21 protein-coding genes are annotated in these 24,209 nt (G+C 41.9%); 12 read left to right on the forward strand and 9 right to left on the reverse strand.

What is annotated here, in order from left to right; genetic code table 11:
* Positions 1 to 33: 33 nt before the first annotated feature.
* The 3 genes from fabD to P162_RS09725 all read right to left on the reverse strand — a co-directional run bounded on the left by fabD (position 34) and on the right by P162_RS09725 (position 5,383).
* Positions 34 to 915, reverse strand: coding sequence for an ACP S-malonyltransferase (gene fabD, locus P162_RS09715; RefSeq protein ID WP_031427162.1), 882 nt, complete (start codon positions 913 to 915; stop codon positions 34 to 36).
* A 276-nt stretch (positions 916 to 1,191) separates the two neighbouring features.
* Complete coding sequence (gene odhB / locus P162_RS09720) at positions 1,192 to 2,517, reverse strand: 2-oxoglutarate dehydrogenase complex dihydrolipoyllysine-residue succinyltransferase (protein ID WP_031427163.1); 1,326 nt, start codon at positions 2,515 to 2,517, stop codon at positions 1,192 to 1,194.
* Positions 2,518 to 2,602: 85 nt separating this feature from the next.
* A complete protein-coding gene (locus P162_RS09725) occupies positions 2,603 to 5,383 on the reverse strand; it encodes a 2-oxoglutarate dehydrogenase E1 component (RefSeq protein WP_031427164.1) in 2,781 nt (926 codons plus the stop codon).
* 222 nt (positions 5,384 to 5,605) lie between these two features.
* On the opposite strand from P162_RS09725, the gene P162_RS09730 reads away from it, so the two are divergent.
* Positions 5,606 to 5,977, forward strand: coding sequence for a hypothetical protein (locus P162_RS09730; protein ID WP_051907848.1), 372 nt, complete (start codon positions 5,606 to 5,608; stop codon positions 5,975 to 5,977).
* Positions 5,978 to 6,071: 94 nt separating this feature from the next.
* On the opposite strand, the gene P162_RS09735 is transcribed toward P162_RS09730, so the two are convergent.
* Positions 6,072 to 6,419: a hypothetical protein gene (locus P162_RS09735; RefSeq protein WP_051907849.1), complete on the reverse strand. Its 348-nt coding sequence runs from the start codon at positions 6,417 to 6,419 to the stop codon at positions 6,072 to 6,074.
* A 9-nt stretch (positions 6,420 to 6,428) separates the two neighbouring features.
* Positions 6,429 to 7,403, reverse strand: a complete 975-nt coding sequence (locus tag P162_RS09740; RefSeq protein ID WP_031427166.1) for a polyprenyl synthetase family protein — start codon at positions 7,401 to 7,403, stop codon at positions 6,429 to 6,431.
* A gap of 176 nt (positions 7,404 to 7,579) precedes the next feature.
* On the opposite strand from P162_RS09740, the gene P162_RS09745 reads away from it, so the two are divergent.
* The 10 genes from P162_RS09745 (at position 7,580) to P162_RS09790 (ending at position 18,800) form a co-directional block, all read left to right on the forward strand.
* The gene (locus P162_RS09745; RefSeq protein ID WP_031427167.1) at positions 7,580 to 8,188 is read left to right on the forward strand and encodes a TetR/AcrR family transcriptional regulator; all 609 of its coding nucleotides are present in this window, start codon (positions 7,580 to 7,582) and stop codon (positions 8,186 to 8,188) included.
* Positions 8,185 to 9,579, forward strand: coding sequence for a TolC family protein (locus tag P162_RS09750; protein ID WP_031427168.1), 1,395 nt, complete (start codon positions 8,185 to 8,187; stop codon positions 9,577 to 9,579). The genes P162_RS09745 and P162_RS09750 overlap by 4 nt, the downstream gene beginning before the upstream one ends.
* Before the next feature lie 14 nt (positions 9,580 to 9,593).
* Positions 9,594 to 10,772: an efflux RND transporter periplasmic adaptor subunit gene (locus P162_RS09755; RefSeq protein WP_031427169.1), complete on the forward strand. Its 1,179-nt coding sequence runs from the start codon at positions 9,594 to 9,596 to the stop codon at positions 10,770 to 10,772.
* A 5-nt stretch (positions 10,773 to 10,777) separates the two neighbouring features.
* Positions 10,778 to 14,293 carry an efflux RND transporter permease subunit gene (locus P162_RS09760; protein WP_035916999.1) on the forward strand — a complete coding sequence of 1,172 codons (3,516 nt, stop codon included), beginning with the start codon at positions 10,778 to 10,780 and terminating at the stop codon, positions 14,291 to 14,293.
* 84 nt (positions 14,294 to 14,377) lie between these two features.
* Complete coding sequence (locus tag P162_RS09765; protein ID WP_051907850.1) at positions 14,378 to 14,743, forward strand: hypothetical protein; 366 nt, start codon at positions 14,378 to 14,380, stop codon at positions 14,741 to 14,743.
* A gap of 208 nt (positions 14,744 to 14,951) precedes the next feature.
* Entirely contained in the window at positions 14,952 to 15,392 is a 441-nt protein-coding gene (locus tag P162_RS09770) for a DUF1741 domain-containing protein (RefSeq protein ID WP_031427172.1), read from the forward strand.
* Positions 15,393 to 15,401: 9 nt separating this feature from the next.
* Positions 15,402 to 15,770: a hypothetical protein gene (locus P162_RS17700; protein ID WP_164076241.1), complete on the forward strand. Its 369-nt coding sequence runs from the start codon at positions 15,402 to 15,404 to the stop codon at positions 15,768 to 15,770.
* Between the two features lie 83 nt (positions 15,771 to 15,853).
* The gene (locus P162_RS09780; RefSeq protein ID WP_031427174.1) at positions 15,854 to 16,663 is read left to right on the forward strand and encodes an MbnP family protein; all 810 of its coding nucleotides are present in this window, start codon (positions 15,854 to 15,856) and stop codon (positions 16,661 to 16,663) included.
* A gap of 64 nt (positions 16,664 to 16,727) precedes the next feature.
* Positions 16,728 to 17,783, forward strand: coding sequence for a cytochrome-c peroxidase (locus P162_RS09785; protein ID WP_031427175.1), 1,056 nt, complete (start codon positions 16,728 to 16,730; stop codon positions 17,781 to 17,783).
* Between the two features lie 18 nt (positions 17,784 to 17,801).
* On the forward strand, positions 17,802 to 18,800 hold the full coding sequence (locus P162_RS09790) for a transporter (protein ID WP_241077753.1): 999 nt from the start codon (positions 17,802 to 17,804) through the stop codon (positions 18,798 to 18,800).
* A 47-nt stretch (positions 18,801 to 18,847) separates the two neighbouring features.
* Here P162_RS09790 and P162_RS09795 read toward each other — a convergent pair whose 3' ends face one another.
* The 3 genes from P162_RS09795 to P162_RS09805 all read right to left on the reverse strand — a co-directional run bounded on the left by P162_RS09795 (position 18,848) and on the right by P162_RS09805 (position 20,820).
* Positions 18,848 to 19,402: a hypothetical protein gene (locus P162_RS09795; protein ID WP_031427177.1), complete on the reverse strand. Its 555-nt coding sequence runs from the start codon at positions 19,400 to 19,402 to the stop codon at positions 18,848 to 18,850.
* A gap of 98 nt (positions 19,403 to 19,500) precedes the next feature.
* Entirely contained in the window at positions 19,501 to 20,169 is a 669-nt protein-coding gene (locus tag P162_RS09800) for a class I SAM-dependent methyltransferase (RefSeq protein WP_241077754.1), read from the reverse strand.
* Between the two features lie 96 nt (positions 20,170 to 20,265).
* On the reverse strand, positions 20,266 to 20,820 hold the full coding sequence (locus P162_RS09805) for a hypothetical protein (RefSeq protein WP_031427180.1): 555 nt from the start codon (positions 20,818 to 20,820) through the stop codon (positions 20,266 to 20,268).
* A 319-nt stretch (positions 20,821 to 21,139) separates the two neighbouring features.
* Between P162_RS09805 and aspS the strand changes: the two genes are divergently transcribed.
* On the forward strand, positions 21,140 to 22,888 hold the full coding sequence (gene aspS / locus P162_RS09810) for an aspartate--tRNA ligase (RefSeq protein ID WP_031427181.1): 1,749 nt from the start codon (positions 21,140 to 21,142) through the stop codon (positions 22,886 to 22,888).
* A gap of 100 nt (positions 22,889 to 22,988) precedes the next feature.
* Here the strand turns inward: aspS and P162_RS09815 are convergent, their stop codons facing one another.
* Complete coding sequence (locus P162_RS09815; protein WP_031427183.1) at positions 22,989 to 24,209, reverse strand: hypothetical protein; 1,221 nt, start codon at positions 24,207 to 24,209, stop codon at positions 22,989 to 22,991.

Raw genomic sequence — 24,209 nt, forward strand, 5'->3', positions numbered from 1 at the left:
TCAGGCAGTTTTTTTATGTGGTTAGTTGAAAATCTAGTCTAAACTGGCACTTTTTGTTTCGACATTTCGGTCTATTTTTTTCACGAGACCCTGAAGTACTTTCCCTGGGCCAACTTCAATAAACTCTGAAGCTCCATTTTCTATCATTTTCTGAACGCTCTGTGTCCATTTTACGGGAGAAGTAAGTTGGAAGAGCAGGTTTTCTTTTATTTCTTCCGGTTTTTTAACCGCAAACGTACTTACGTTTTGATAAATGGGACATTTTGGTTTGTCAAAAGTCGTGTTCTCTATGGCCGCGGCAAGCTCTTCGCGTGCAGGTTCCATTAAGGGAGAATGAAACGCGCCGCCCACAGGCAATAGCAAAGCACGTTTTGCACCACGCTCTTTAAGGCGCTCACAAGCTTCTTCGACTGCTTTATTTTCTCCAGATATTATTAACTGACCCGGACAGTTATAGTTAGCGGCAACGACCACGCCGTCAACGTCAGCACAAACAGCTTCCACCGTTTCATCATCCAGTCCTAAGACTGCGGCCATGGTAGAGGGTGTATTTTCACAAGCCTTTTGCATCGCCTGAGCTCTGTGCGCGACTAATTTCAGTCCGGCTTCATAGCTCAAACATCCATTGGCCACGAGAGCAGAAAATTCACCTAAAGAATGACCTGCAACCATATCTGGGCGCGCATTATTCAAACTTTTAAAAAGTGCCACAGAATGAATAAAAATAGCGGGCTGGGTAACTTTGGTTTCCTTTAGTTCATCAGCGCTGCCTTCAAACATTATTTTTGTAATATCAAAACCCAAAATATCATTGGCTTTTTCAAATAGTTTTTTCGCTTCTGCTGAGGATTCATACACCTCTTTGCCCATCCCTGTAAATTGCGCTCCCTGACCGGGAAATATATATGCTTTCATGTTGGTTAATTTTAATTGTTTAGCAAAAATAGTTATTTGGAAGGGAAATGGCTTTTAAAGCCAGGGTTCTCTCTCATATGTGAAAAATTCTATTCGGAAAATGGCTAAAAATGATCAAATAATGGCTGTTTTAAGGCGAAAATTGCCTTATTTTCTTCAGAAATAGTAGTTTTTAAAACATAAAAGTTGGCAAAAAAACATAAACAAAAACCTCATAAGTTTGAAAGCCTATGAGGTTTGAATATGTATAGAATCTAGTTCCTTAATTAGGGGAAACTACATTTCGAGAGCTCTAAGTACGTCGTTGTCCATAAGAAGTTCTTCAGGATTCTCAAGTGCTTCTTTAATGGCCACTAAAAAGCCAACGGATTCTTTTCCGTCAATAATACGGTGATCATAAGAAACCGCAACATACATTACGGGAGCTACAACAATACCACCATCACGAACAATAGGGCGATCTACGATATTATGCATACCCAGGATTGCGCTTTGCGGAGGATTTATAATGGGTGTTGAAAGCATGCTGCCAAATACGCCACCATTAGTAATGGTGAATGTACCACCGGTCATTTCATCAACGGTAATCTCACCATCACGCGCACGTAACGCAAGTCGTTTAACTTCCTGCTCTATACCACGGAAACCAAGATTTTCAGCATTACGAATCACCGGAACCATCAGGCCTTTAGGCCCAGATACGGCAATTGAAATATCCTTATAATCGTATGTGATCATTTCTTTGCCATCTATCATTGAATTAACGGCAGGATATTGATCAAGCGCGCGGACCACGGCTTTTGTAAAGAAGGACATAAAACCAAGGCTTACGCCATATTTCTCTTTAAAATCTTCTTTATACTTGCTTCTCAAATCGTAAATGGCCTGCATATCTACCTCATTAAACGTGGTAAGCATAGCGGTCTCGTTTTTAACCGAAACCAAACGCTCTGCAACTTTGCGACGCAACATGGATAATTTTGATCTGCTCTCGCTACGGGTTCCCGTACCTGCAGTTCCCATAGAAGGTTTTGCCTGTATGGCATCTTCTTTTGTAATACGACCGTCACGGCCACTGCCTTTTACATCTTTGCTGTCAATCCCTTTTTCATCAAGGGTCTTTTTGGCCGCGGGAGATGGAGTTCCCGTTGCGTAGTTTTTAGTGTCCTGCTTTTGATCTGGCGTGGAAGATTTTGAGGGCTGTTCGGTTTTTGCCTCAGCCTTTTTATTGGTGTTTTCCTTCTCGTAATCTTTTTGCTTTAATTCTTTTTCAGCATCACCACCGCTACCTTCATCACCAGACGATTTTTTTGTGTCCTCTTTTTCTTTAGACTCCTTTTTGTCTGAGCCTCCACCTGGTTTTTCGGCTTCTGTATCAATCAGGCAAACAACTTCCCCTACGGCTACAGCATCGCCTTCTTCCGCTTTAAGCGTAATAATCCCACTCGCTTCCGCAGGAAGTTCAAGAGTTGCCTTATCACTATCAACCTCTGCAATGGGTTGGTCTTTTTCTACATAATCGCCATCTTCAACAAGCCATTGTGCGATTTCAACTTCTGTGATTGATTCTCCCGGAGAGGGGACTTTCATTTCTAAAGCCATAATAATTAGGTGTTATTTTTAGTTGTGCAAATGCTATAAAAGAATTTGCTTTATTGTTTTCTTTATTTTTAAAGATCTATTCTGATCAATCCTGTTCTTTATTAGATGAAAATACATCTTCAAGAACGCGCTGATGTCTTCTTTTATATCGTGCTGAACTACCTGCAGCCGGAGCACCGTAAAATTTACGGCTACAAACCCTAAATTTTTGAGCTTCTGGCAAATGCATCAACATATGCCCGTATGCTCCCATATTGCGCGGTTCTTCCTGTGCCCAAACAATATCTTCTGCGTTGCTGTATTTCTTGATCGCAGCCCGAATCTCTTTTTTAGGTACGGGAAACAATTGTTCCACACGAACCAACGCCACGTCATCACGATCTAACTCTTCGCGTTTATCAAGCAGGTCATAATAAAATTTACCCGTTACAAACACCAGTGTTTTTACATTTTCAATAGTAACATTGTCATCATCAATAGTCATCTGGAAGCTTCCTTCAGCGAGTTCTTCTTTGGTTGAATTTACTTTTGAGTGTCGTAGCAGGCTCTTCGGCGTGAATACGATTAAAGGCTTCCTATAATTGGTTTTCATCTGGCGACGAAGCAAGTGATAAAAGTTGGCCGGCGTCGTACAATCTGCAACATACATATTATCCACTGCGCACATTTGCAGGTAACGTTCCATACGAGCAGATGAATGCTCCGCTCCCTGACCTTCGTAGCCATGAGGTAACAATAATACCAGTCCATTCTGCAATTTCCATTTATCTTCTGCTGCGGAAATGTATTGATCAATCATGATCTGCGCGCCGTTGCTAAAATCACCGAACTGCGCTTCCCAGATAGGCAACGTATTGGGGCTGGCCATTGCATAGCCATAATCAAAACCTACCACTCCATATTCTGAAAGCAAAGAGTTGAAAATATAGAAATGCCCCTGATCACCGTCAAGATTGTTTAGAAGTACAATTTCTTCTTCACTTTCTTCCACTTTGGTAACGGCATGGCGGTGGGAGAACGTACCACGTTCACAATCCTGACCGGTCATACGTACATCAAAACCTTCTTTGAGCAACGTTCCATAAGCAAGTAATTCTGCAAGGCCCCAGTCTATTTTGTTATCTTCAAAATACATCGTTTTGCGCGCGTCAATCAGTTTTGAAATCTTGCGCATAAATTTCTTGTCCTCGGGAAGCTTAGTAATAACTTCAGCTATTTCAGAAAGCGATTCCTCGTCAAAAGTTGTATCTACCGGCGTCATCATCTGTTCTTCTGTGGCAGGTTCAAAACCATCCCACTCATCCTGCATGATCGCCGTGATGTGCGTAGTATCTTCTTCTTTGGACTTTTCTAATTTTTCTTCTAAAGCCTCTTTATATTCCTCTTCAAGTTTGCTTACATAGTTTTCATCAATGATACCCTGCTCAATCAATTTTTTGGCATAAATATCACGGGGATTATCATGTTTAGCAATGGCCTTGTACAATTTAGGCTGCGTAAACCTGGGTTCATCCCCTTCGTTATGGCCATATTTACGATAACCCAGAAGATCAATAAAAACGTCCCTACCAAACTCCATTCGGAAATCAAGCGCGAACATGGCAGCATGAATAACGGCTTCCGCATCGTCTGCATTTACGTGCAATACCGGCGATAAGGTGGTTTTTGCAACATCTGTACAGTAGGTGGAAGAACGCGCGTCCAGGTAATTTGTGGTAAAACCTATCTGGTTATTGATGACAATATGAATGGTTCCTTTTGTGTTATAACCATCCAGTTGCGCCATCTGTATAACTTCATAAACCACACCCTGAGCAGCGATCGCTGCATCGCCGTGTACAACAATAGGTAAAACATTGTTAGGCTTATCAAAATGATGCCTGTCTTGTTTTGCCCTTGCGATCCCTTCTACCACAGCGCCCACGGTTTCCAGGTGCGATGGGTTAGGGGCGATGTTGATGTTGATCTCGTGACCGTTTTTGCTTTTACGTTTAGAGGTCCATCCCAGGTGATATTTTACATCCCCGTCAAAAACTTCCTGATCATAATCCTTACCATCAAATTCGCTAAAAATATCCTTGGCATTTTTACCAAAAATATTGGTTAGTGTATTTAGTCGGCCACGATGCGCCATGCCCATAACAAACTCCTTTACACCACGGTCTGCAGCTTCCTCAATGATGGCATCTACAGCGGGAATGAAGCTCTCACCACCTTCCAGTGAAAAACGCTTTTGACCTACATACTTAGTATGCAGGAACGTCTCAAAAGAAAGGGCCTCATTTAATTTTTTGAGAATATTTTTCTTGGTTTCCGGAGAAAAATCAGGATGGTTGTCGTTTTTGTTCAACTTGTCCTGTATCCACTGAATTTCCTCTGGCTTGCGGATGAACATATATTCCACACCTATCGCATCGCAATAGATCCTTTCTAAATGTTCAATAATATCGCTTAGCGTAGCATTGCCGATACCCAGTATCTGTCCTGCTGAAAAAGTAGTGTTCAGATCGCTTTTCTGGAGACCAAAATTCTCGATATCTAGCGTAGGATTATACTGGCGCCTTTCGCGTACGGGATTTGTTTTTGTAAACAGGTGACCGCGCGTACGGTAACCATCAATAAGGCGTACTACCTGAAATTCTTTTTCCAGGTTTTGAGGTATTTCCAAACTTGTTGCGGATGCGACCTGTTGAGGCGCGGCAACGGTTTGAACTTCTGCTTCTGCAGATTCCTGAGAACCAAAGTCAAACCCTTGAAAAAAAGCTCTCCAACTTGGCTCTACACTATCGGGATGTCTTAAGTATTGATCGTATAATTCAGCAAAATAGGCAGGCTGAGCTGCGTTAAGAAACGAAAATCTATCCATTATATGGTGTTGAAACTGTCAATTTTTTGGGCAAATATGTTTCAAAAATACAATTTTTACAGGGTTACGCCTTTGGTAATAGCTTTTTTTATGGTTTTGGTTAACTTATATTTAACGATATGCGGTATCTTGTATCATCGTGCATAATGGATTGATTTAACGGTTATAAGAGCGCATAAATATGGGTAAAAATAAACCTCAAATTAAAATAGTGTTATATCCTTGTGCGTATTTTTCTGCTCAGGCAGTATGTATGCGCAACAGAGCCAGTCTGCTTTTTGGGATAGGGTTTCTTACGGGGGTAGCCTCGGGATTAATTTTGGTAGCGGTTATTTTTCCGGGAATGTTGCGCCAAGTGCCATTTATGAGTTCAATCCTTATTTCTCAGCAGGTCCCGGACTGAGTTTCGGCTATGTAAAAAATGATTTTTACAGGTCTTCCCTTGCGGGTGCCAGTCTTATTGCGCTAGTGAATCCTTATAGATACATACAATTTTCGGCGGAACTTGAAGAGGTTTATGCCAGTCAGAAATATGAAAATTCTAATGTTGCCCAGACCAGGGAATTCTGGAATACCGCACTCTTTTTAGGCTAAGGCTACCGTAACGGACCGATGACTTTTGGGGTGCGCTATAACGTACTGTATGAAGAATCAGACCGAATTTATACAGATGCTTTCCAGCCTTTTGTCAGTATTTATTTTTGAGGATAACTTTGTTGAATTCGCGTTTGACAATAAGCAGGCATACGGCTTGAGCGAGTTCATCAACGTTTTGTACAGGCATTTTTTTTATCTCTATTTCATCTACATCAATAATATAGAGCAAGCTCAGATAGCGCTCAAAATCTGAAACTATAAGTGCGTAAACCGCTGCTACAAGATTGCGGGCGGATTTTGCAGGTTCATTTTCCGCCATAAAATTTTCCGATAGGCCAGCCCTTAAAAAATCTTTATCAATTTGCCTGAGCAATGCCTCAAACAATCCATCTCCTTTAGCATTTATGAATTGCGCTTCGATTTCAGGAGTGGACGACATATAATGAATTTATGCTTTTCGGTTCATCAGGCTTTTTCCAAAATCGCGTAAAACCTGCTTTTTTTCGTCAGAAACCTCGATTTTCTCCAGTTTTTCAAAGGCACGTTGCGTGTATTTCTGAATTTCAATCTGTGTGGCCTGGGCTGCGCCCGAATCGAGAAAGAGCTGTTTTACGGTTTCGATTTTCTGGGTGGGGTCAGTAGGTTCTATAGAAAATAAATGCCGCAATTGCTGTGATAAACCAGTTTCTAATTGTGCGCTTGCCGTAAGGTACAGAAAGGTTTTTTTGTTTTCAATGATATCACCACCCACTTGTTTCCCGAAGGTCTCGGGGTCTCCAAAAGCATCCAGATAATCGTCCTGTAGCTGAAAAGCAATACCCAGATCCCGACCAAAATCATAAATATTATCACAGCATCCTATGGGTGCGCCGGCCACTATACCTCCCATTTTGAGGGAAGCGCCCACAAGCACGGCTGTTTTATACTCGATCATTTTTAAATATTCGGGCAGTGTAACATCGTCGCGTGTTTCAAAATCAACATCATATTGCTGTCCTTCACAAACTCTAATGGCAGTTTGGGTAAACAGTTTTGCTAAATCCCTGAACGTTTCCCCCTCATAATTTTCAAAAAGTTGATACGCGTTAATAAGCATGGCATCGCCTGAAAGTATCCCGGTATTGATATCCCATTTTTCATGTACGGTTTCATTTCCCCGCCGTAATGGCGCATCATCCATAATGTCGTCGTGCACCAGTGAAAAGTTGTGAAATACCTCAACCGCAAGTGCTGCGTCAAGCGCTTTCTCGTACGTTGTGTCAAATAGTTCTGATGCAAGCAGGGTTAAAACCGGCCTAAGGCGCTTGCCGCCTATTTGTAGGATATAAAGAATAGGTTCGTAAAGATTTGCCGGTTCCCGGCTCGTGATACGCTTGTTGAGATAAGAAGTGAACAGGCCGGTAAACTCTTCAATAGAACGCATGAAATACTTTTTGGGCAAAAGTAGGAGAATAATGGCAATTAGCGATCAAAAAGGTTCTGGACTCCTAATAATTATGAGTGTCTGCCCATCTCATTTTTATGCTTTATCAAAAATCTATAAAATACTTAGGAAACTTATATAGTTTTTTTAGTTTCCTTTAGTATATTTGCAGCATTATGAAAGAGGAGATTTTAGAGAGCGCCACAGATCTTTTTTTGAACTTAGGTTTTAAAAGTGTCACCATGGATGATATCGCCACAAAAATGGGAATATCAAAAAAGACGATTTATGACCATTATAGTCACAAGACTGACTTGATACATGAGGTATGCGTGTTTCTTCTCAATCAGATTTTATATGGGGTCGATGCCATTGTAGAAACAAATAAAAATCCCATTGAAGAACTTTATGCAATCAAAAAATTTGTATTGCAGCATTTAAAAGGGGATAAATCATCTGCGGTTCAGCAATTACAGAAATACTATCCCAAGGTTTGTGAAAGTATGCGTTCCAGGCAATACAACTACATGCAGGAACGCGTTTATCAAAATCTGACAAGAGGCATTGAGCAGGGATTGTTTCGAAGAAACTTAAATATAGACTTTGTTGCCCGTATTTATTTTATTGGCATAACCGGTATAAAAGATTCAATGATCTTTCCCACTGATAAATACCCGGCGGCTATGCTGCACGAACATTACCTTGAATACCATTTAAGGGGCATTACCACTGTAAAAGGCAGAGAAATACTCAATAAACTGATAAAACCCGATACCGAGCAATGAGATATTTATTAATTACAAGCTTGTGCTTTTTTACAAGTATACTCGCAAGTGCCCAGGATAGCCCCCAGGACAGCCTTGTGCCGCAATCCTATAGTTTTAGTCTGGAGGAAGCCCTTGTCTATGGGATGGAGAATAATTATACCGTTAGGAATGCTGCTACTGATATCACCATTGCGCTCAAGCAGAAATGGGAGATCATAGCACAGGGATTACCGCAAATAGGCGGCGAGGTGACTTATCAAAATCAGTTGATTCAGCCGGTATCCTTCATTCCTGCGGTGTTTTTTGATCCTGAGGCACCTGCCGGGGATTTCATACCCGTTCAGTTTAGTCCCAAACAGAACGTAAGTGCCCTTGCTACCTGGAACCAACTCATTTTTGATGGTTCTTATTTTGTGGGAATACAGTCCGCTCGTACCTTACTTCAAATTTCAGAAAATGCTAAGGTAAAGACAGATCTGGAAATTAAGGAAGCCATAACCTCAGCGTACAGCAATGTCCTATTGGCGCAGGAAAGTCTCGCTATTTTGCAGGAAAATCTTAAAACCGTCAAGAAAAACCTTGATGATACAAAACAGATTTTTGAGAACGGTATGACCGAAGAAGAAGACGTGGAGCAGTTGGGCATCACATATCTCGACCTTGAGACAGACCTCAACAATACTTTACGTCAGTTAGCTATTGCTTATGATATGCTTAAACTTACTTTGGGCATGCCATTGGAAACAAAACTCGCCATTACAGATGATCTTGATCAACTTTCCATGCAATATTATGATCTTGAACTGCTCAAAAGGGAGATACCGCTTGAAGAAAATATAGATTACCGCATCTCGCAGGATCAGGCAAACCTGGCCGAAGTTGAAGTAAAACTGGAAAAAAGCAAAGCCTTACCACGGCTTAGTGCGTTTGTGAATTATGGCGCAAATGCAAGTTCCAACTCTTTCACGTTCCTTAACGAAGAGCAGCGTTATTTTGAACAAAGCATTTTAGGGTTCAATTTAAACATACCTATATTAAGCAGTGGTATGCGGGGTGCACGTACGGCACAAAAAGAATTGGCGTATCAACAACGCCTTGTTGATCTGGAGGAAACCGGGAACCAGGTAAAGCTTGATATCGCCTCTGCCCGCAATGATTATCAGTTTAGCCTTGATAATTTAACCACACAAGAAAAAAACCTTGACCTCGCCCAGCGTATCGAAAAGAAAAACCAGACCAAATTTTTTGAGGGAATTGCTACAAGTTTTGAACTGAGTGAGGCCCAGCAGCAGCTATTTCAGGCGCAGCAGAATTATTTACAGGCCATGCTTGAAGTAATTACCAATAAAGCAGCCCTTGAAAAAGTACTTGATACCCGAAAATACCAACCCAAAGAACAAAAAAATTAAATACTGAATTTGTCATGAAACAATTCTTCAAAATACTTTTTATAAGCAGTTTTCTTATCGCCTGCGGCGGAAAATCGGAATCTGTTGACGATGTTATCAAAGAAGGCGACCTGGCCAAGCTTAAGGCAAAAAAGACAGAACTGGCCTCACAGCAAAGCGCGCTAAAGGAACAATTAGACCGTCTGGATACAGAAATCGATAAAAAAGATACACGGAAACGTGGGTCACTGGTAACGGTCATGACGCTTCAGGACAGTATATTCAAACATTATATTGAAGTGCAGGGCAATGTGCAAACGGATAAAAATATTATTATCTATCCCGAATATTCAGGGATTTTAACAGAGATCTTTGTCAAAGAAGGCGATAGGGTACGCAAGGGGCAGCGTCTGGCACGTATTGACGATGGCGGTTTGAGCAGTGAGATGACGCGTCAAAAAGCGCAGACCGCGCTGGCAAAAACTACTTTTGAGCGTCAAAAACGACTGTGGGACCAGAAAATTGGTTCAGAAATGAGTTATCTAGAGGCTAAGACCAATTATGAATCTTCAAAGGCAGCGTCAGATCAGTTAAGCTCACAAATAGGTAAAACGGTAATTACCGCACCATTTTCTGGGGTTATTGACGATATTATAGCTGATCAGGGAGAAGTGGCCATTCCTGGGCAAACTCAAATTATACGCATCGTCAACTTGGAAGATATGTATGTGCGCGCATCTGTGCCTGAATCGTTTCTTGGCAAGATGAAAGTAGGTACTGCGGTCATGATAGAGCTTGCCTCACTGGGGGAAAGCTACGAGGGCAAAATAAGTCAGGTAGGTAATTTTGTGAGTCCAGATAACCGTACGTTTGATATTAAGGTAGCTATCCCCAATCCGGATAACACCGTAAAACCAAATCTGATCGCTACGGTAAAAATCAACGATTATACCTCAGAAAACGCCGTTTCTATACCAGAAAACGTGATTCAGCAAAACGCCGTGGGCAACAGTATCGCCTATGTATATGAGCCCAGCACAGACAGTACGGGTGTGGCAAAACAAGTAAAACTGGAATCCGGCTATTCTTACGATGACCGTGTAGAAGTCGTTAGCGGTGTCAAAGCCGGCGATAAACTCATAATTGAAGGGGCGAGGTCCCTTCGCGATGGTCAGGAAGTGACTATTAAAAGTCAGAATCAATCCCAGAACTAAATAAAATGGCAAAAAACACCTACAAAGAATTTGGCATTTCGTCATGGGCCATTGATAATAAAATGACCGTCTATGTGATCACCGCAATTATATTGATAAGTGGTATCGCCGCTTATTATAGCATGCCGCGGGAAGCCTTCCCGGAAATTGTGGAGACAAAAATCTATGTAAGCTCGGTCAATCCCGGTAACGCTGCAGAAGATGTGGAAAAATTCATCACAGAACCGCTTGAAGAAGAATTCAACGATATAGGTGGTGTCAAAGAGATTTCCTCTACGACCTTACAGGATTACTCCATCATTATTGTGGAGTTTGAAGAAGATGTAGATGTTGATGTCGCGAAAACAAAAGTCAAGGATAAAGTAGATCTTGTAAAGGCCGAAACCACCTGGCCCACGTTAGATAATGGTGCTAAGGTTGAACCCAATATTTTTGACCTGAATATTTCTGAGGAAATGCCTATCCTCAACGTAAATTTTACGGGCGACTTTCAAGTGCAGCAATTAAAGGATTATGCTGAGCACCTTCAGGAAAAGATAGAACTACTTCCGCAGATTAAGGAAGCCACCATACGTGGAGCAGAAGATATGGAAGTGGAAATTGCCGTAGATGTCTATAAAATGACAGCTTCTAAGGTAAGTTTTGATAATATCATCAATGCGGTGCGCTCAGAAAACAGTACAATTTCTGCGGGTAATGTTATCGTGAATGGCCAGCGCAAAAATATACGCGTACTTGGGGAAATTGAGAATCCCAGCGAGTTGCGCAACGTGGTCGTGAAGCGTGACGGGGGCAATATTTTTCTCAAGGATATCGCAACTATAAAATTCAGGGAAAAAGATCCCACCACGTTTGCGCGCGAGAGCGGTCAGCCGGTGGTCATGCTTGATGTTAAAAAGCGTGCCGGGAAGAATATGATTGAAGCCGTAGATCAGATCAAGGAACTTGTAGCTCAGGAAAAGGATGATTATTATCCAGAATCGCTTCATATTTCACTTACGAATGACCAGTCTATAAAAACGGCAAACCAGGTAGATGATCTGGTAAACAACATCATTTTTGGGGTAATTCTCGTCGTGGTCGTGCTCATGTTCTTTTTAGGTTTCCGCAATGCGTTGTTCGTAGGTTTTGCCATACCGCTTTCCATGTTTATGTCGCTGACCATCCTCTCCGCTTTTGGACTGACTTTAAACACCATGGTACTTTTTGGCCTGGTTATGGGCTTGGGGATGCTCGTGGATAATGGTATTGTGGTAGTTGAAAATGTATATAGCCTGATGGACCAGGGCATGCCCCGTATCAAAGCGGCAAAACAGGGTCTGGGTGAGATTGCGTGGCCCATTATCGCTTCAACCGCTACAACGCTTGCCGCATTTTTCCCTCTGGGACTATGGCCGGGAACGATAGGGAAGTTTATGGTTTATTTCCCCATTACGCTTTCTGTGGTACTGAGTTCGTCACTCTTTGTCGCCCTGATCATCAACTCCATGCTTACTTCGCAGTTCATGAAAACGGAAGAGGAAGATATTTCCAAGAAAAAACTGATACGCAATAGCCTTATACTTGCGGTTATAGGTGTTATTATGCTTATTGCCGGTTTTGTGATGGATGTTGGCGGTTTGCGCGGCATGGGTAATTTATTGTTGCTATCTGCTATTTTATTATGGTGCTATAAGTACTTTCTTGCTGGAGCGGTGCGCTATTTTCAGTATAAATCCTTAAAAAGACTGGAAGAGTTTTACGGGCGTTTTTTAAAGTATGCGCTTCGCGGAAAAAAAGCCTATGTGTTTTTCTTTGGTACACTGGTCATGCTTGTCCTTTCGTTTGTTCTGCTTGGCATCGTTCAGCCTAAAGTGTTGTTCTTTCCAGAAAACCAGCCCAACCAGATCATTACCTATATTGAATATCCTGAAGGTACCGCAATTGAGAAAACCAATGAACTGACCAGGAAAATTGAGGACCGCATCTTAAATACCATTAAAAAATATGAAGTTGATAATGGTTACAATTACATGGTTGAAAGTGCTATTAGCCAGGTAGGACAGGGTGCCGGAAACCCACAAACCGATGGTGGTCAAAGTAATGAAATGCCTCAAAAGGGTAAAATAACCCTGTCTATGCGTGATTTTAAATTACGTCGTGGTGTAAAGAGTAGCCAGGTGCTTTCAGAAGTCCGTAATGCTGTTAAAGGCTTTCCCGGTGCTTCGGTTATTGTAGAAAAAGATGCGGCCGGACCTCCTACGGGTTATCCTGTGAATATAGAACTTAAAGGTGAAGATTATGGCCAGATGCTTATTGAAGCCGAAAAGATGCGGAGTTATATAGACGGCTTGGGTGTAAGTGGTATCGAAGAACTCAAAATTGACGTCAACAAGAGCAAGGCAGAGCTTGGCGTGACCGTAAACCGTGAGAAGGCGGGGCAACTGGGTATTTCCACCGCTCAAGTAGGACAGACCCTTAGACGTTCTGTTTATGGTGAGGAGGTTTCTACCTATAAAGAAGGAGATGATGATTACGAGATCAATGTGCGCTTCTCCCCAGAAAACCGCTATGATGAGAACATCCTTTTCAATCAACCCATTACCTTTAGAAACAATCAAGGGGAGATATTGCAAATACCTATTTCTGCACTGGCCGAGAAAAAAGCTTCCGCGGCTTTTAGTTCCATTAAAAGGAAAGATCTAAAACGGGTAATCACGGTATATTCAAACGTGCTTGAGGGTGCTAATCCCACGGAGATCGTAAACCAACTCAAACTAGAGTTAAAAGGTTATGAACTTCCTGAGGGAATAAATTACGCCTTTACGGGAGAACAGGAGAAGCAGGCAGAGAACATGAGTTTTCTTCTGCTGGCACTTGGTGTTGCCATGGGTTCTATTTTGCTGATTCTCGTAGCGCAGTTCAATTCGCTTTCTAAACCCATTATCATCTTAATGGCAGTGGTTTTAAGTCTTGTGGGCGTGTTTTTTGGGCTGATCATTTTCAATATGGACTTTGTGGTGATCATGACCATGATGGGTATCATATCGCTGGCTGGTATTGTGGTTAACAATGCGATCGTACTTATTGATTATACCCAGATTCTTATAGATCGTAAAAAGGACGAACTAAACCTTGAAGATGAAGATTTGTTAACTAGGGAACAATATTTTGCACTTACTGTTGCTGGTGGTAAATCAAGATTACGCCCCGTATTGCTAACGGCAATTACAACCGTTCTTGGGTTGATACCGCTCGCCGTGGGATTAAACATTGACTTCTTCGGACTTTTTACAGACTATGACCCGGCTATTTATATAGGTGGGGACAATGTAATTTTCTGGGGCCCGCTGGCATGGACGGTAATCTTTGGACTTGTTTTTGCAACATTCCTTACGCTGGTAATCGTGCCGGTAATGTTCTATCTGGTAAACCGTGCAAAAGTGCGCTTTGCAGATAAGAGAAAATTGAAGGCAGCAAAAAGAGCCGAAGAAAAAGCAGCGCTAAACAGGCCTGTTGGGGATGAAGAAAATAGAGCTTAAACGTGTTCTAAGGACACGGAGCTTTAGTTGATATTATTTACCTTTTTTATATAAAATAAAAGGCTTTGTTTTAACTTTACCATTGTGAAACAAAGCCTTATTTTATTTGCTTTAATGATCGTGTTCAAACCGGTTTTTCCAGTCGTGGAATATGTGTTTGATTACGAGTATATCAGCGAGGTTTTGTGTATTAATAAGGATAAGCCAGAATTGCATTGCAACGGTAAATGCTACCTGATGCAATCCCTTGCTGAGGTCGCAAAGGAAGAAGCCGCTCAGAAAAAACAGGATCTGCTCAAAAAAGTGGATGTTCCCCTTCTTTTTATTGAAACGATGGAACGTACTGTTGCAGCAGACGCTAAGATTTCAGAACAGCGCATTATCTATTCTTTGCCCAGTTGCTACACGTTTCAGGAAACATCAAATGTTTTCCATCCCCCTATAGTCTAGAACACTTTTTTCAGTCCTGAAAAATTAAATAGATTCAAAATTATCCACTGATTTTCTTCGGAAAATAGCTTGTTAAATGGGCTATTTCAGATAAAAATTGGTCAAAAAATGCATTTTTCTGATCGTTTTGTACTTAAAATTGCCAGAAAATGTGTTTTTACACCAGTTTTTAATCCGCTGAATATTTTTAGTGGTAAACTACACTACAATGATTTCAAAAACTTTTTTGGCAGGCGTCTCCTTTCTTGCCCTTTTACTAATTTCCTGCGGTGAGGATACCTCAAAACAACAGGAAGAATATCAATCTATTTTTAAAGATGTATTGCATGAGCACGATAAGTTGATGGTGCGCATGACCGATATGTATGAGTATTCTAAAGAACTTGAAAATATTGCAGATACCAGCGCTACACCAGAACCCTATGTAAAAGCAGAACAAGCCCTCAAAGAATCTGATGATGCGATGATGAACTGGATGGAACATTTTGGCGACGAATTTGTGAAGAACAAGTCCGCTATTAAAAAGATGAATTCCCAGCAACTCGACGTACAGATTGAAGCCATAAAGGACGAACTGGAGAGCGTTGAGGTAATGCAAACCGAAATGACGGCGCGTCTTGATAAAGCCCAGGCATTAATAGAGCAATAAAGGTTATCAGTGCGCTACTTAGGGCTATTTATAGTATTGCTTATCGTGGGGAGACCCGCGCTGCCGGTTATTGACTATGTCTTCAATTATGAATATATAGCCACGCAACTATGCGTTAACCGCGAGCGCCCAGAACTCAACTGTAATGGGAAATGTTACCTCATGCAGGCCATGGCCCAGGAAGCCGCTCAGGAACGGCAGGATAAGAAAGGAAACCTCATCCTCAGGTATGAACTTCCCGTGCTTTATTTTGAAGAGCTTTCCCTTCATTGGGACCATGCTAGCCTTGTAACCCCAACTATAGTCGTAGCTGACAGTTATAACAAATCGTATCGATTGGTTTTTCACAAACTTCCACTGCGCCCTCCCATCGTTTAAAATGACATTCCGAAAAGTTGCTAAAACAGCCAGAAAACCGGTCTTTTAGCCCCAATTATGTTCCATTTTAAACAAAAATCACAATGATTACCAAGCATATAAAACTAGTATTATTAACCGCGCTTATTTCCCTTAGCGCGTGTTCATCAGATGATGACAATTCCGCAGATAACCTTACGGGCACTAATGACCTTACCCTTGAATTTGATAATGGTTTTAACGGTGATGACCTATTGTTAGGTGCATCAACGTTTACCAATTCAAACGGCGAGGTATTGACCATAAATCGCTTCAATTATCTCGTGAGCAATTTTGTGCTTATTGACAAAGAAGGCAACGAGTATGTTTACCCAAAAGATGACAGCTACTTCGTCATTAGCGAGGAGAATGACCTTACGGAAGTAAAACTTACAAATATCCCCGCGGGAGAATATGTAAGTGTACGTTTTGGTTTGGGAGTGGACCAGGAAAAGTACCAGCAGGGCGCCGAAGGTCAAAACGATGTTTTTTTAAAAACTGCCGAAGACAACGAGATGATGTGGTCCTGGCAGGCGGGTTACAAATTTTTGAATTTTGAAGGAAGTTTTACCAGCGCTACGGTAACCGAAGCAACCAATTTTCAAATTCATATGGGCAGTCACGGCACCGCATTAGATAATTACAGGGAAGTCGAAATTACCATGCCTACGACGGCTTTGGTAAGTGCTACCCTGAGTCCTGTGGTACACCTTGCCGTAGATGCAAACAAAATACTGGATGGCGAGCATAAGATCATACTTTCTGAAGCACCAGTGGTAATGGTAGATGCAGTTAAAAGTCCGCAAATCGCTGAAAACGCAAGCCAGATGTTTCGTGTGGATCACGTGCATAACGGGGAAAATATTGACCATTAAGCAATAAAAAGGAGCCGAAAAGTGGTATAAATTACCGCTTTTCGGCCTTTTTTAATCTTCTATGATGAAAAATCAATTAAGAGTTTTTCCACTGCTTTTTGCGGTCATTTGTTGTATTTCCTGCGCTACGGATTCTGATGAAGATTATGTGCCAATTAATGAAGAACTGCAGCTTGAGATTCCTGCAAACTTCCCGGAAATGGTATATGACGTCAGTAAAAATCCGCCTACAGAACAGGGTTTTGAACTTGGTAAAAAGCTGTTTTATGACGGTAAACTTTCCGCAAACGGATTTATATCCTGCGGTTTTTGCCACCAGCAGCGCTTTGCTTTTACGCACCACGGCCACCAGTTTAGTCATGGGATAGATGACCTGGAGGGTGTGCGAAACACGCCCGCTATTCAAAATGCCGCTTACATGCGCCAGTTTACCTGGGATGGTGCAACGGCACATCTGGATCTCTTTCCCATTATTCCCATTGCTAACGAGGTTGAAATGGGGGAGACGGTTTCGAATGTACTGGCAAAGTTGAAAGCAGATGCTGAGTACCGGCGTTTATTTGCAGATGCATTTAAAAATGGCGAAGTGAGCAATGAAAATTTCTTCAAGGCCCTTTCTCAGTTTATGGTGATGATGGTTTCTTCCAATTCAAAATATGATAAATATGTGCGGAATGAAGAGGGCGGAACCTTTACCGAAGAGGAGGAGCGCGGACTGGGAATTTTTCGGCAAAAATGTGCCAGTTGCCATAAAACCGATCTTTTTACGGATGATTCCTTCCGCAATAATGGCCTGCCGCAGTATCCAGGACTTAATGATTTGGGTCATGCCGAGGTGAGCGGCAATGTTGCAGACAATTATAAATTTAAAGTTCCAAGCTTGCGCAATGTGGCGGTCACGGCGCCTTATATGCATGATGGCCGTTTTGGCAGTTTGCAATCCGTACTTGATTTTTATGCTAACGGTGTGGTAGATTCCCCAACCTTGGATCCTATTTTAAAACAGAATGGTAAGTTGGGCATTGACTTGAGCGCAGAAGATCAGCAAGCGCTTATCTCTTTTCTCAATACGCTTACCGATGAAGACTATTTAAACGATAAACGCTTCGCAGAATATTAGCAAACAAAACATAAACTCATGAATCAATTTAAATATATAAAGACCAATTATTTCCTTATAGTTACCTTGTTTACCTGGCTTAGTATGAGTGCAAACACACCGCTGGACTCTATTGCCGCAACAACAGTTTCCCATTATACATTTGAAGACGACTGCGACGTGTGTGGTTGTGGCGGCAGTGGTGGGAGTATGGGCTACGGCACCGTGGGGAATGGTAATTTTGTAGGGTTGCGCTACATTTATCAGCAATATCGCTCTAAAGATGGCATTTTCAACAACTCCCCGTGGATTGATGAAAATTTTAATACCCTACAGGTATGGGCGCAGATCCCAATCTCAGATAAAATAAGCGTCAATGCGATTGTTCCCTATCATTTTCACAACAGGGAGTTTAACGATGGCAGTGGGCAAAATATCAACGGACTGGGAGATATAAGTGTTTTGGGCTTTTACAACCTCATTTCCCCACGAATTGATGGACTTTTCCCGCAGCAGCAGTATATATTAAAACATAATTTGCAAGTGGGCGCGGGTATAAAATTGCCCACAGGGGATTACAAACGGGAGAATAATACCGGCAGTGTAAATCCCAGTTTTCAGTTGGGAACAGGGAGTCTGGATGTTGTTTTGGCCGGTAATTATTCTATTTCTCACAACGAATGGGGCGCTGGCGTTCTTGCCAATTATACGTTTAAAACAGAAAATCAGGAAAACTATCAGTTTGGGAATCAGTTCAATTATGGTTTTAATATTTACCGAACATTTACCACAATGAAAATGCGCTCCTTTACTCCCGTTGTGGGATTGGCCGGTGAGGTTTATGAGACCAATAAAAGTTTTGGTTTAGATGTGGCAAAAACTGCCGGGAATATTTTGTTTACCAGACTGGGTGTCGAAACCAATATAGGTAAATTCTCAGGTGGTATCAACCTGATGTTGCCATTGGCTCAAGAACTTAATGATGGTAATGTAGCGGCTAAAAGTAGGCTAGGGATTCATCTGAATTTTATTATTTAAGGGATAGAATTCAAATTTATCCCGATAAAATAAATGGGCCAGTCCATTTACAATCGCTGGAAGGTGAATTTAATATCACCGGCCACTACTGCCGGTGTTTCCTGAATTTCCTGTTCTTGCGTAAAAGTAAATTCAAGGACCAGGGTAGTTTCATCAAGTTCGAGAATATTCATTTGTTGCGTCTCAATGCCATTGTCAACGGTTAGAAGCGCAGTACTTCTGGACCAGGTTCCTGAGTTTAAAACTTCTGTAGCCTGTATTTCCTGTAGTTCGTCAAGTGTTTGTAAACCAAAAGAAATAGTGATGTTTTGAACATAAGAACCTGTAGCAACCACTTCATCATCCTCAGTAAAGAGAATTTGAAGGTCATAATCCCTTCCGCTTCCGGTAATGGGAGTAACCACGGGATTTCCATTTATATCTAAAGTAGCGGTGGTATCCAGGAGTATGGCCTCGGTGAGGTTCCAGTTACCTAGGATCAGGTCCGCCTGCGGTAGAGGTTTGGGTTCTGTGGTTTCCGTAAAATCTATGGGTTCGTTATCACAGGAAAGCAGAAAGAATAAAGAAAAAATGGAAAGGAATAGGGGATTTATATATTTCATGGGGGTGCTTCTTTGGCTCTTGAATAAAATCGTGTTTGCTCGTACTATTTTAAATACAGTGCTGTAATTTACGATCTTAAATGCCTTTTGCGTCAAATTTATTCCTTTACAAAGATCATGCAGTGCTGCCAGGGCAAGTTGGTCATGTTTTCCATAAGTTTCATGCCGGCTGCTTCCATCTCTTTTACGGCTTGTTTTTCGGTCATTTTGTGCAGTTCTTTGATAGGGATAGCAGCGTCTTCACCACGGTATTCTATAAGATAGATTTTGCCATCTGGACGCAGGGCTTTTTTAATGGAGGCAATCATTTCAACGGGATAATTAAACTCATGGTACACATCTACCATAAGTACTTTATCTACTGAATTTTCGGGTAGATTTACGCTTTTTTCGCTCCCTTTGGTCAGTTTTATATTGCTGATACCGGTTTCTTCTTTTTTGGAGCGCATGGCAGTCAGCATTTCCTCCTGAATGTCTACCGCATACACAATACCTTTTGAAGCTTTGGGTGCCATTTTAAAGACGTGGTAGCCAGATCCCGCGCCAATATCTGCAATCGTATCATCTGCCGCGATATCCATATTACGGAGTAGCTTGGTCGTATTTTCCTCTTCCTCCCGCTCGTCCCGCTCCAGCCAGTTGATACCCTGATAGCCCATGACATGGGCAATTTCCCTTCCCAGGTACCACTTCCCTATACCATCATAACTTCCCTGTTTATAGGTGTAAGCACCTTCTGCGCGAGTTTCCTGACCTTTACAGTGCATGCAACAAAAGGCTAGGCAAAAAAGGATTAGGAGAGAAAATAATCTTTGCATTTTTTAAACTTTTAGAAGGATAAAAAATACACTATAAAGAGCAATTTATTGCCTGGTAAAGGTAATTTTATTAGTGCCTGTAACATTTTCGAGAGCGCCTTCAAACAATTCTGGAGAAACCGTTTTAAGATCAACACTTATGCGTAAGGTCGTTTCGGTAAGTTCGTCAATAGCTGCGTTTACCGTTTGACCAGCGTTGATCACGGTAAGCTGATCATCTGAAATTCGGTATTTGCCAGACAGTAATAAACCATCACTGCCATCACCAGTTTGAAGTGGGATTTCCTGAGTTTCGCTTTCCGTTAGAACGCTAAAGGTTAGCACAGCGGTGAATCCGCCTTGTTCCTGCACATTGTTGTCTTCATCGAAAGTAAGCTGGTAATCATAATCCTTGCCTTCTCCTGTAATATTTACAGTAACGGGAAAACCCTGTACCGTAGTGCTTGCTCTCCCGTCTTCTACAGTATTTGATGTCATGTCCCAGGTGCCCACGATAAGATCTGCATTTGTAACTTCTGGGGTGGCATCATCATCGCTTTTACAGGAAATAGTAGTTGTGAGGCATAAAACGGCAATAAAGAGGGTAGAAATGACTTTCATATCGTGTTTTTGAGTTTTGTGCTAATGTACTATTTTAGGATATTGATTTGCAATTTTTTAGTCAAAATACTGATTATTCAGACAGTAAGATTAATCACTGATTTTTGAAAACGGATTTCGCGTTAGGGATTGCAGCGAAAATCCTTTTTGTGAGGCACGAGCAAAAAGATTGCAACGTAAAGCCCGACCCGCAGGATAACGCCCAAAACCAACAAAAGAACCAATTTAACGATTTTACAGCCATTCAATTAAAATTATGCCTGCTGAAAAATTAAGTAGCGCCTTATCTTCTTAAATTTGCACCTTCAAAATCACAAGCATGTATAGAACGCACAACAATGGTGCCCTTAGGGCAGAACATATAGGAGAAACGGTAACACTGGCCGGCTGGGTACAAAAAAGCCGCGATAAAGGCTTTATGATCTGGATAGATTTGCGAGATCGTTATGGGATTACCCAACTTATTTTTGACGAGGAGCGTACGCCCAGCGAAGTGATGGAACTTTCTAAAACCTTGGGCCGTGAGTTTGTGATACAGGTTACGGGTAAAGTGATAGAGCGCGAATCTAAAAACGCAAATATGCCCACGGGTGAGGTAGAACTTTTAGTTGAAAAACTTGACGTTTTGAACCAGGCAAAAACCCCTCCTTTTACCATAGAAGATAAAACCGATGGAGGCGAGGATCTGCGCATGAAATACCGCTACCTGGATATACGCCGTAACCCGGTAAAGGAGAAACTTATCTTTCGCCATAAAGTGACCATTGCGGTGCGCAATTACCTTTCGGAAAAAGGATTTATCGAGGTGGAAACGCCGTATTTGATCAAATCTACCCCAGAAGGTGCGCGCGATTTTGTCGTTCCCAGCCGTATGAACGAAGGGCAATTTTATGCCCTGCCACAATCGCCACAGACCTTTAAGCAATTGCTTATGGTGGGCGGTATGGATAAGTATTTTCAGATCGTAAAATGTTTCCGCGATGAAGACTTGCGCGCAGATCGCCAGCCCGAATTCACCCAGATTGACTGCGAGATGGCTTTTGTGGAGCAGGAGGATATTTTAAATGCCTTTGAGGGACTCACAAAGCATTTATTAAAAGATGTGGTAGGTTTTGAAATTGAAAATTTCCCGAGGATGACCTACGATGACGCCATGCGGAAATACGGTAACGACAAGCCAGATATTCGATTTGGGATGGAATTTGGTGAGCTTAACGATGTTGCCCAACATAAAGAGTTCAAAGTATTCAATGACGCCGAACTTGTTGTAGGTATTGCGGTGCCCGGCGGTGCAAGCTACACCCGTAAGGAAATCGACAAGTTGGTTGACTGGGTAAAACGCCCGCAGGTAGGCGCGCTGGGCATGGTTTACGTTAAGTATAACGAAGACGGAAGTTATAAATCCTCGGTAGATAAGTTCTACGATCAGGAAGATCTGGCAAAATGGGCCGAAAAAACGGGAGCAAAACCAGGTGACTTGATCTGTGTCCTTTCCGGCGACAGTCATAAAGTTCGTGGTCAACTCAGCGCCCTACGTATGGAAATGGCCACGCGTTTAGAACTTAGAAAATCAAACGAATTTGCACCGCTCTGGGTAACCGACTTCCCGTTATTGGAATGGGATGAGGAAACCAATCGCTACCACGCGATGCACCATCCGTTTACCTCACCCAAGACTGGCCAACTGGAACTCTTAAAAACCGATCCTGGTGCCGTAAAAGCCAATGCGTACGATCTAGTTTTAAACGGAAATGAAATAGGCGGTGGTTCCATTAGGATTCATGACCGGGAAACCCAGGCAAAAATGTTTGATTACCTCGGTTTTACCGAAGAAGAGGCGAAAGCACAATTCGGTTTCCTTATGGACGCGTTTACCTACGGGGCGCCACCACACGGCGGGATTGCCTTTGGTCTGGACCGATTGGTCGCCATTTTGGGCGGTCAGGAAACCATACGTGATTTTATCGCCTTCCCTAAAAATAATGCGGGCCGCGATGTAATGATCGATGCACCGGCTAAGATTGATGATTCACAATTGAAGGAATTGAATCTAAAGGTTACTGTGTAGTTTAAAAATCGTTGTTTAAGTTCATTTTTTTACCATTTAAGCATAAAAAAACCGGCAATTTGCCGGTTTTTTTATTTTATATTTATAGTGAATCAAGTGGCTATTGAATAGTCCAGCCTATACCCCAAGTGGCATAGTCTGTTCCTGTAGCTTCACCTTCGGTAATTAATTGATCTATGGTAAAAGCAGGGCCACTGTTATCTTCTGCAGGCACATCTAATAGTGTTCCTACATTATTAAAGGCGATGTTATTGATGTTGAGGTTGTCATCCAGAATTTGCTGAGCTGTTGGACCAGCAGAATCATCGCCTCTAATCTGTACGCCTATTTGAAAATCATTGACAACAAAATTTGTAAATGTTCCTTGCGTACCTTCCCTTAATAGAATAGCACGTAAACCATTATTTTCACCAATACCATTTATGGTGAAATTTTCGAATATTGGGTTGGCAAAGTATTCTGGGTTTGCGTTATTGCCTGAATCTGGGCTGTAGCCATCAGCTTCAATACCGTGATCATGCTCCTCGCCATGTCTGATGTAAACATCTGTGAGCGTACCGCTATATCCTTCCGTATAATCTATTGAATCATCTTCACAGTCAATGACTACAATGTGGTTTGCATTTACGGTTCCACCAAAAAACTCAACGCCATCATCGGTACCTTTAAATGCTTCAATGTATTCAACTGTAGTTCCATTTCCTACACCATAAAAAGAAAATCCATTATTTTCAGATTGACCGTCTGCTGCTGCGCCAGAGTATTCTACACGTACATAGCTCAAAATACCAGAATTGTCTGCTTCATCAACCCCTCCATATTTTAGATTCCCAATTTCTGAAGTGGCAAAAGCACCTGCACTTACATCTGCAGAATTAACAGGGGCCTTGCCCAACAGGATAAGTCCACCCCAGTCACCAGGTCTTGCGCTTGAAGCTCCAGAAGTCATAACAATAGGTTCGTCAGCAGTTCCCTGTGCATCAATTTTTGCTCCTTGGGAAATAGCGATATAAACGTTAGCTCCACCAGCGAAAGCGTTAAGGGTTGTGCCTGCTGGGATAGTAAGGGTTGTACCCTCAGCCATAATCATACTCCCGGTTATGGTATATGTATTGTTAGGATCCAAGGTAAGATCAGAATCGTAGGTTCCCGTTAGATTTATCTGCTCCCCCGTTGGTGTTGTTGGGGTGTTACCACCATTATTGTTTACAACACTGTTATCTGTGCTATTTATAACGATATCCGCAGTATCGTCAGCTTCACAAGAACCGAAGAGGGCGGCCGCCGTAATCAAACCTGTAAATAAATAATTTATTTTCAT

It is taken from the genome of Flavimarina sp. Hel_I_48 (genome assembly GCF_000733945.1).
Taxonomy (GTDB): Bacteria; Bacteroidota; Bacteroidia; order Flavobacteriales; family Flavobacteriaceae; genus Leeuwenhoekiella.

What these genes read in the sequence shown, in the direction of transcription:
- fabD (WP_031427162.1), bottom strand. Translation starts at nt 915, where the DNA reads ATGAAAGCATATATATTTCCCGGTCAGGGAGCGCAATTTACAGGGATG.
- odhB (WP_031427163.1), bottom strand. Translation starts at nt 2,517, where the DNA reads ATGGCTTTAGAAATGAAAGTCCCCTCTCCGGGAGAATCAATCACAGAA.
- P162_RS09725 (WP_031427164.1), bottom strand. Translation starts at nt 5,383, where the DNA reads ATGGATAGATTTTCGTTTCTTAACGCAGCTCAGCCTGCCTATTTTGCT.
- P162_RS09735 (WP_051907849.1), bottom strand. Translation starts at nt 6,419, where the DNA reads ATGTCGTCCACTCCTGAAATCGAAGCGCAATTCATAAATGCTAAAGGA.
- P162_RS09740 (WP_031427166.1), bottom strand. Translation starts at nt 7,403, where the DNA reads ATGCGTTCTATTGAAGAGTTTACCGGCCTGTTCACTTCTTATCTCAAC.
- P162_RS09745 (WP_031427167.1), top strand. Translation starts at nt 7,580, where the DNA reads ATGAAAGAGGAGATTTTAGAGAGCGCCACAGATCTTTTTTTGAACTTA.
- P162_RS09750 (WP_031427168.1), top strand. Translation starts at nt 8,185, where the DNA reads ATGAGATATTTATTAATTACAAGCTTGTGCTTTTTTACAAGTATACTC.
- P162_RS09755 (WP_031427169.1), top strand. Translation starts at nt 9,594, where the DNA reads ATGAAACAATTCTTCAAAATACTTTTTATAAGCAGTTTTCTTATCGCC.
- P162_RS09760 (WP_035916999.1), top strand. Translation starts at nt 10,778, where the DNA reads ATGGCAAAAAACACCTACAAAGAATTTGGCATTTCGTCATGGGCCATT.
- P162_RS09770 (WP_031427172.1), top strand. Translation starts at nt 14,952, where the DNA reads ATGATTTCAAAAACTTTTTTGGCAGGCGTCTCCTTTCTTGCCCTTTTA.
- P162_RS09780 (WP_031427174.1), top strand. Translation starts at nt 15,854, where the DNA reads ATGATTACCAAGCATATAAAACTAGTATTATTAACCGCGCTTATTTCC.
- P162_RS09785 (WP_031427175.1), top strand. Translation starts at nt 16,728, where the DNA reads ATGAAAAATCAATTAAGAGTTTTTCCACTGCTTTTTGCGGTCATTTGT.
- P162_RS09790 (WP_241077753.1), top strand. Translation starts at nt 17,802, where the DNA reads ATGAATCAATTTAAATATATAAAGACCAATTATTTCCTTATAGTTACC.
- P162_RS09795 (WP_031427177.1), bottom strand. Translation starts at nt 19,402, where the DNA reads ATGAAATATATAAATCCCCTATTCCTTTCCATTTTTTCTTTATTCTTT.
- P162_RS09800 (WP_241077754.1), bottom strand. Translation starts at nt 20,169, where the DNA reads ATGCACTGTAAAGGTCAGGAAACTCGCGCAGAAGGTGCTTACACCTAT.
- P162_RS09805 (WP_031427180.1), bottom strand. Translation starts at nt 20,820, where the DNA reads ATGAAAGTCATTTCTACCCTCTTTATTGCCGTTTTATGCCTCACAACT.
- aspS (WP_031427181.1), top strand. Translation starts at nt 21,140, where the DNA reads ATGTATAGAACGCACAACAATGGTGCCCTTAGGGCAGAACATATAGGA.
- P162_RS09815 (WP_031427183.1), bottom strand. Translation starts at nt 24,209, where the DNA reads ATGAAAATAAATTATTTATTTACAGGTTTGATTACGGCGGCCGCCCTC.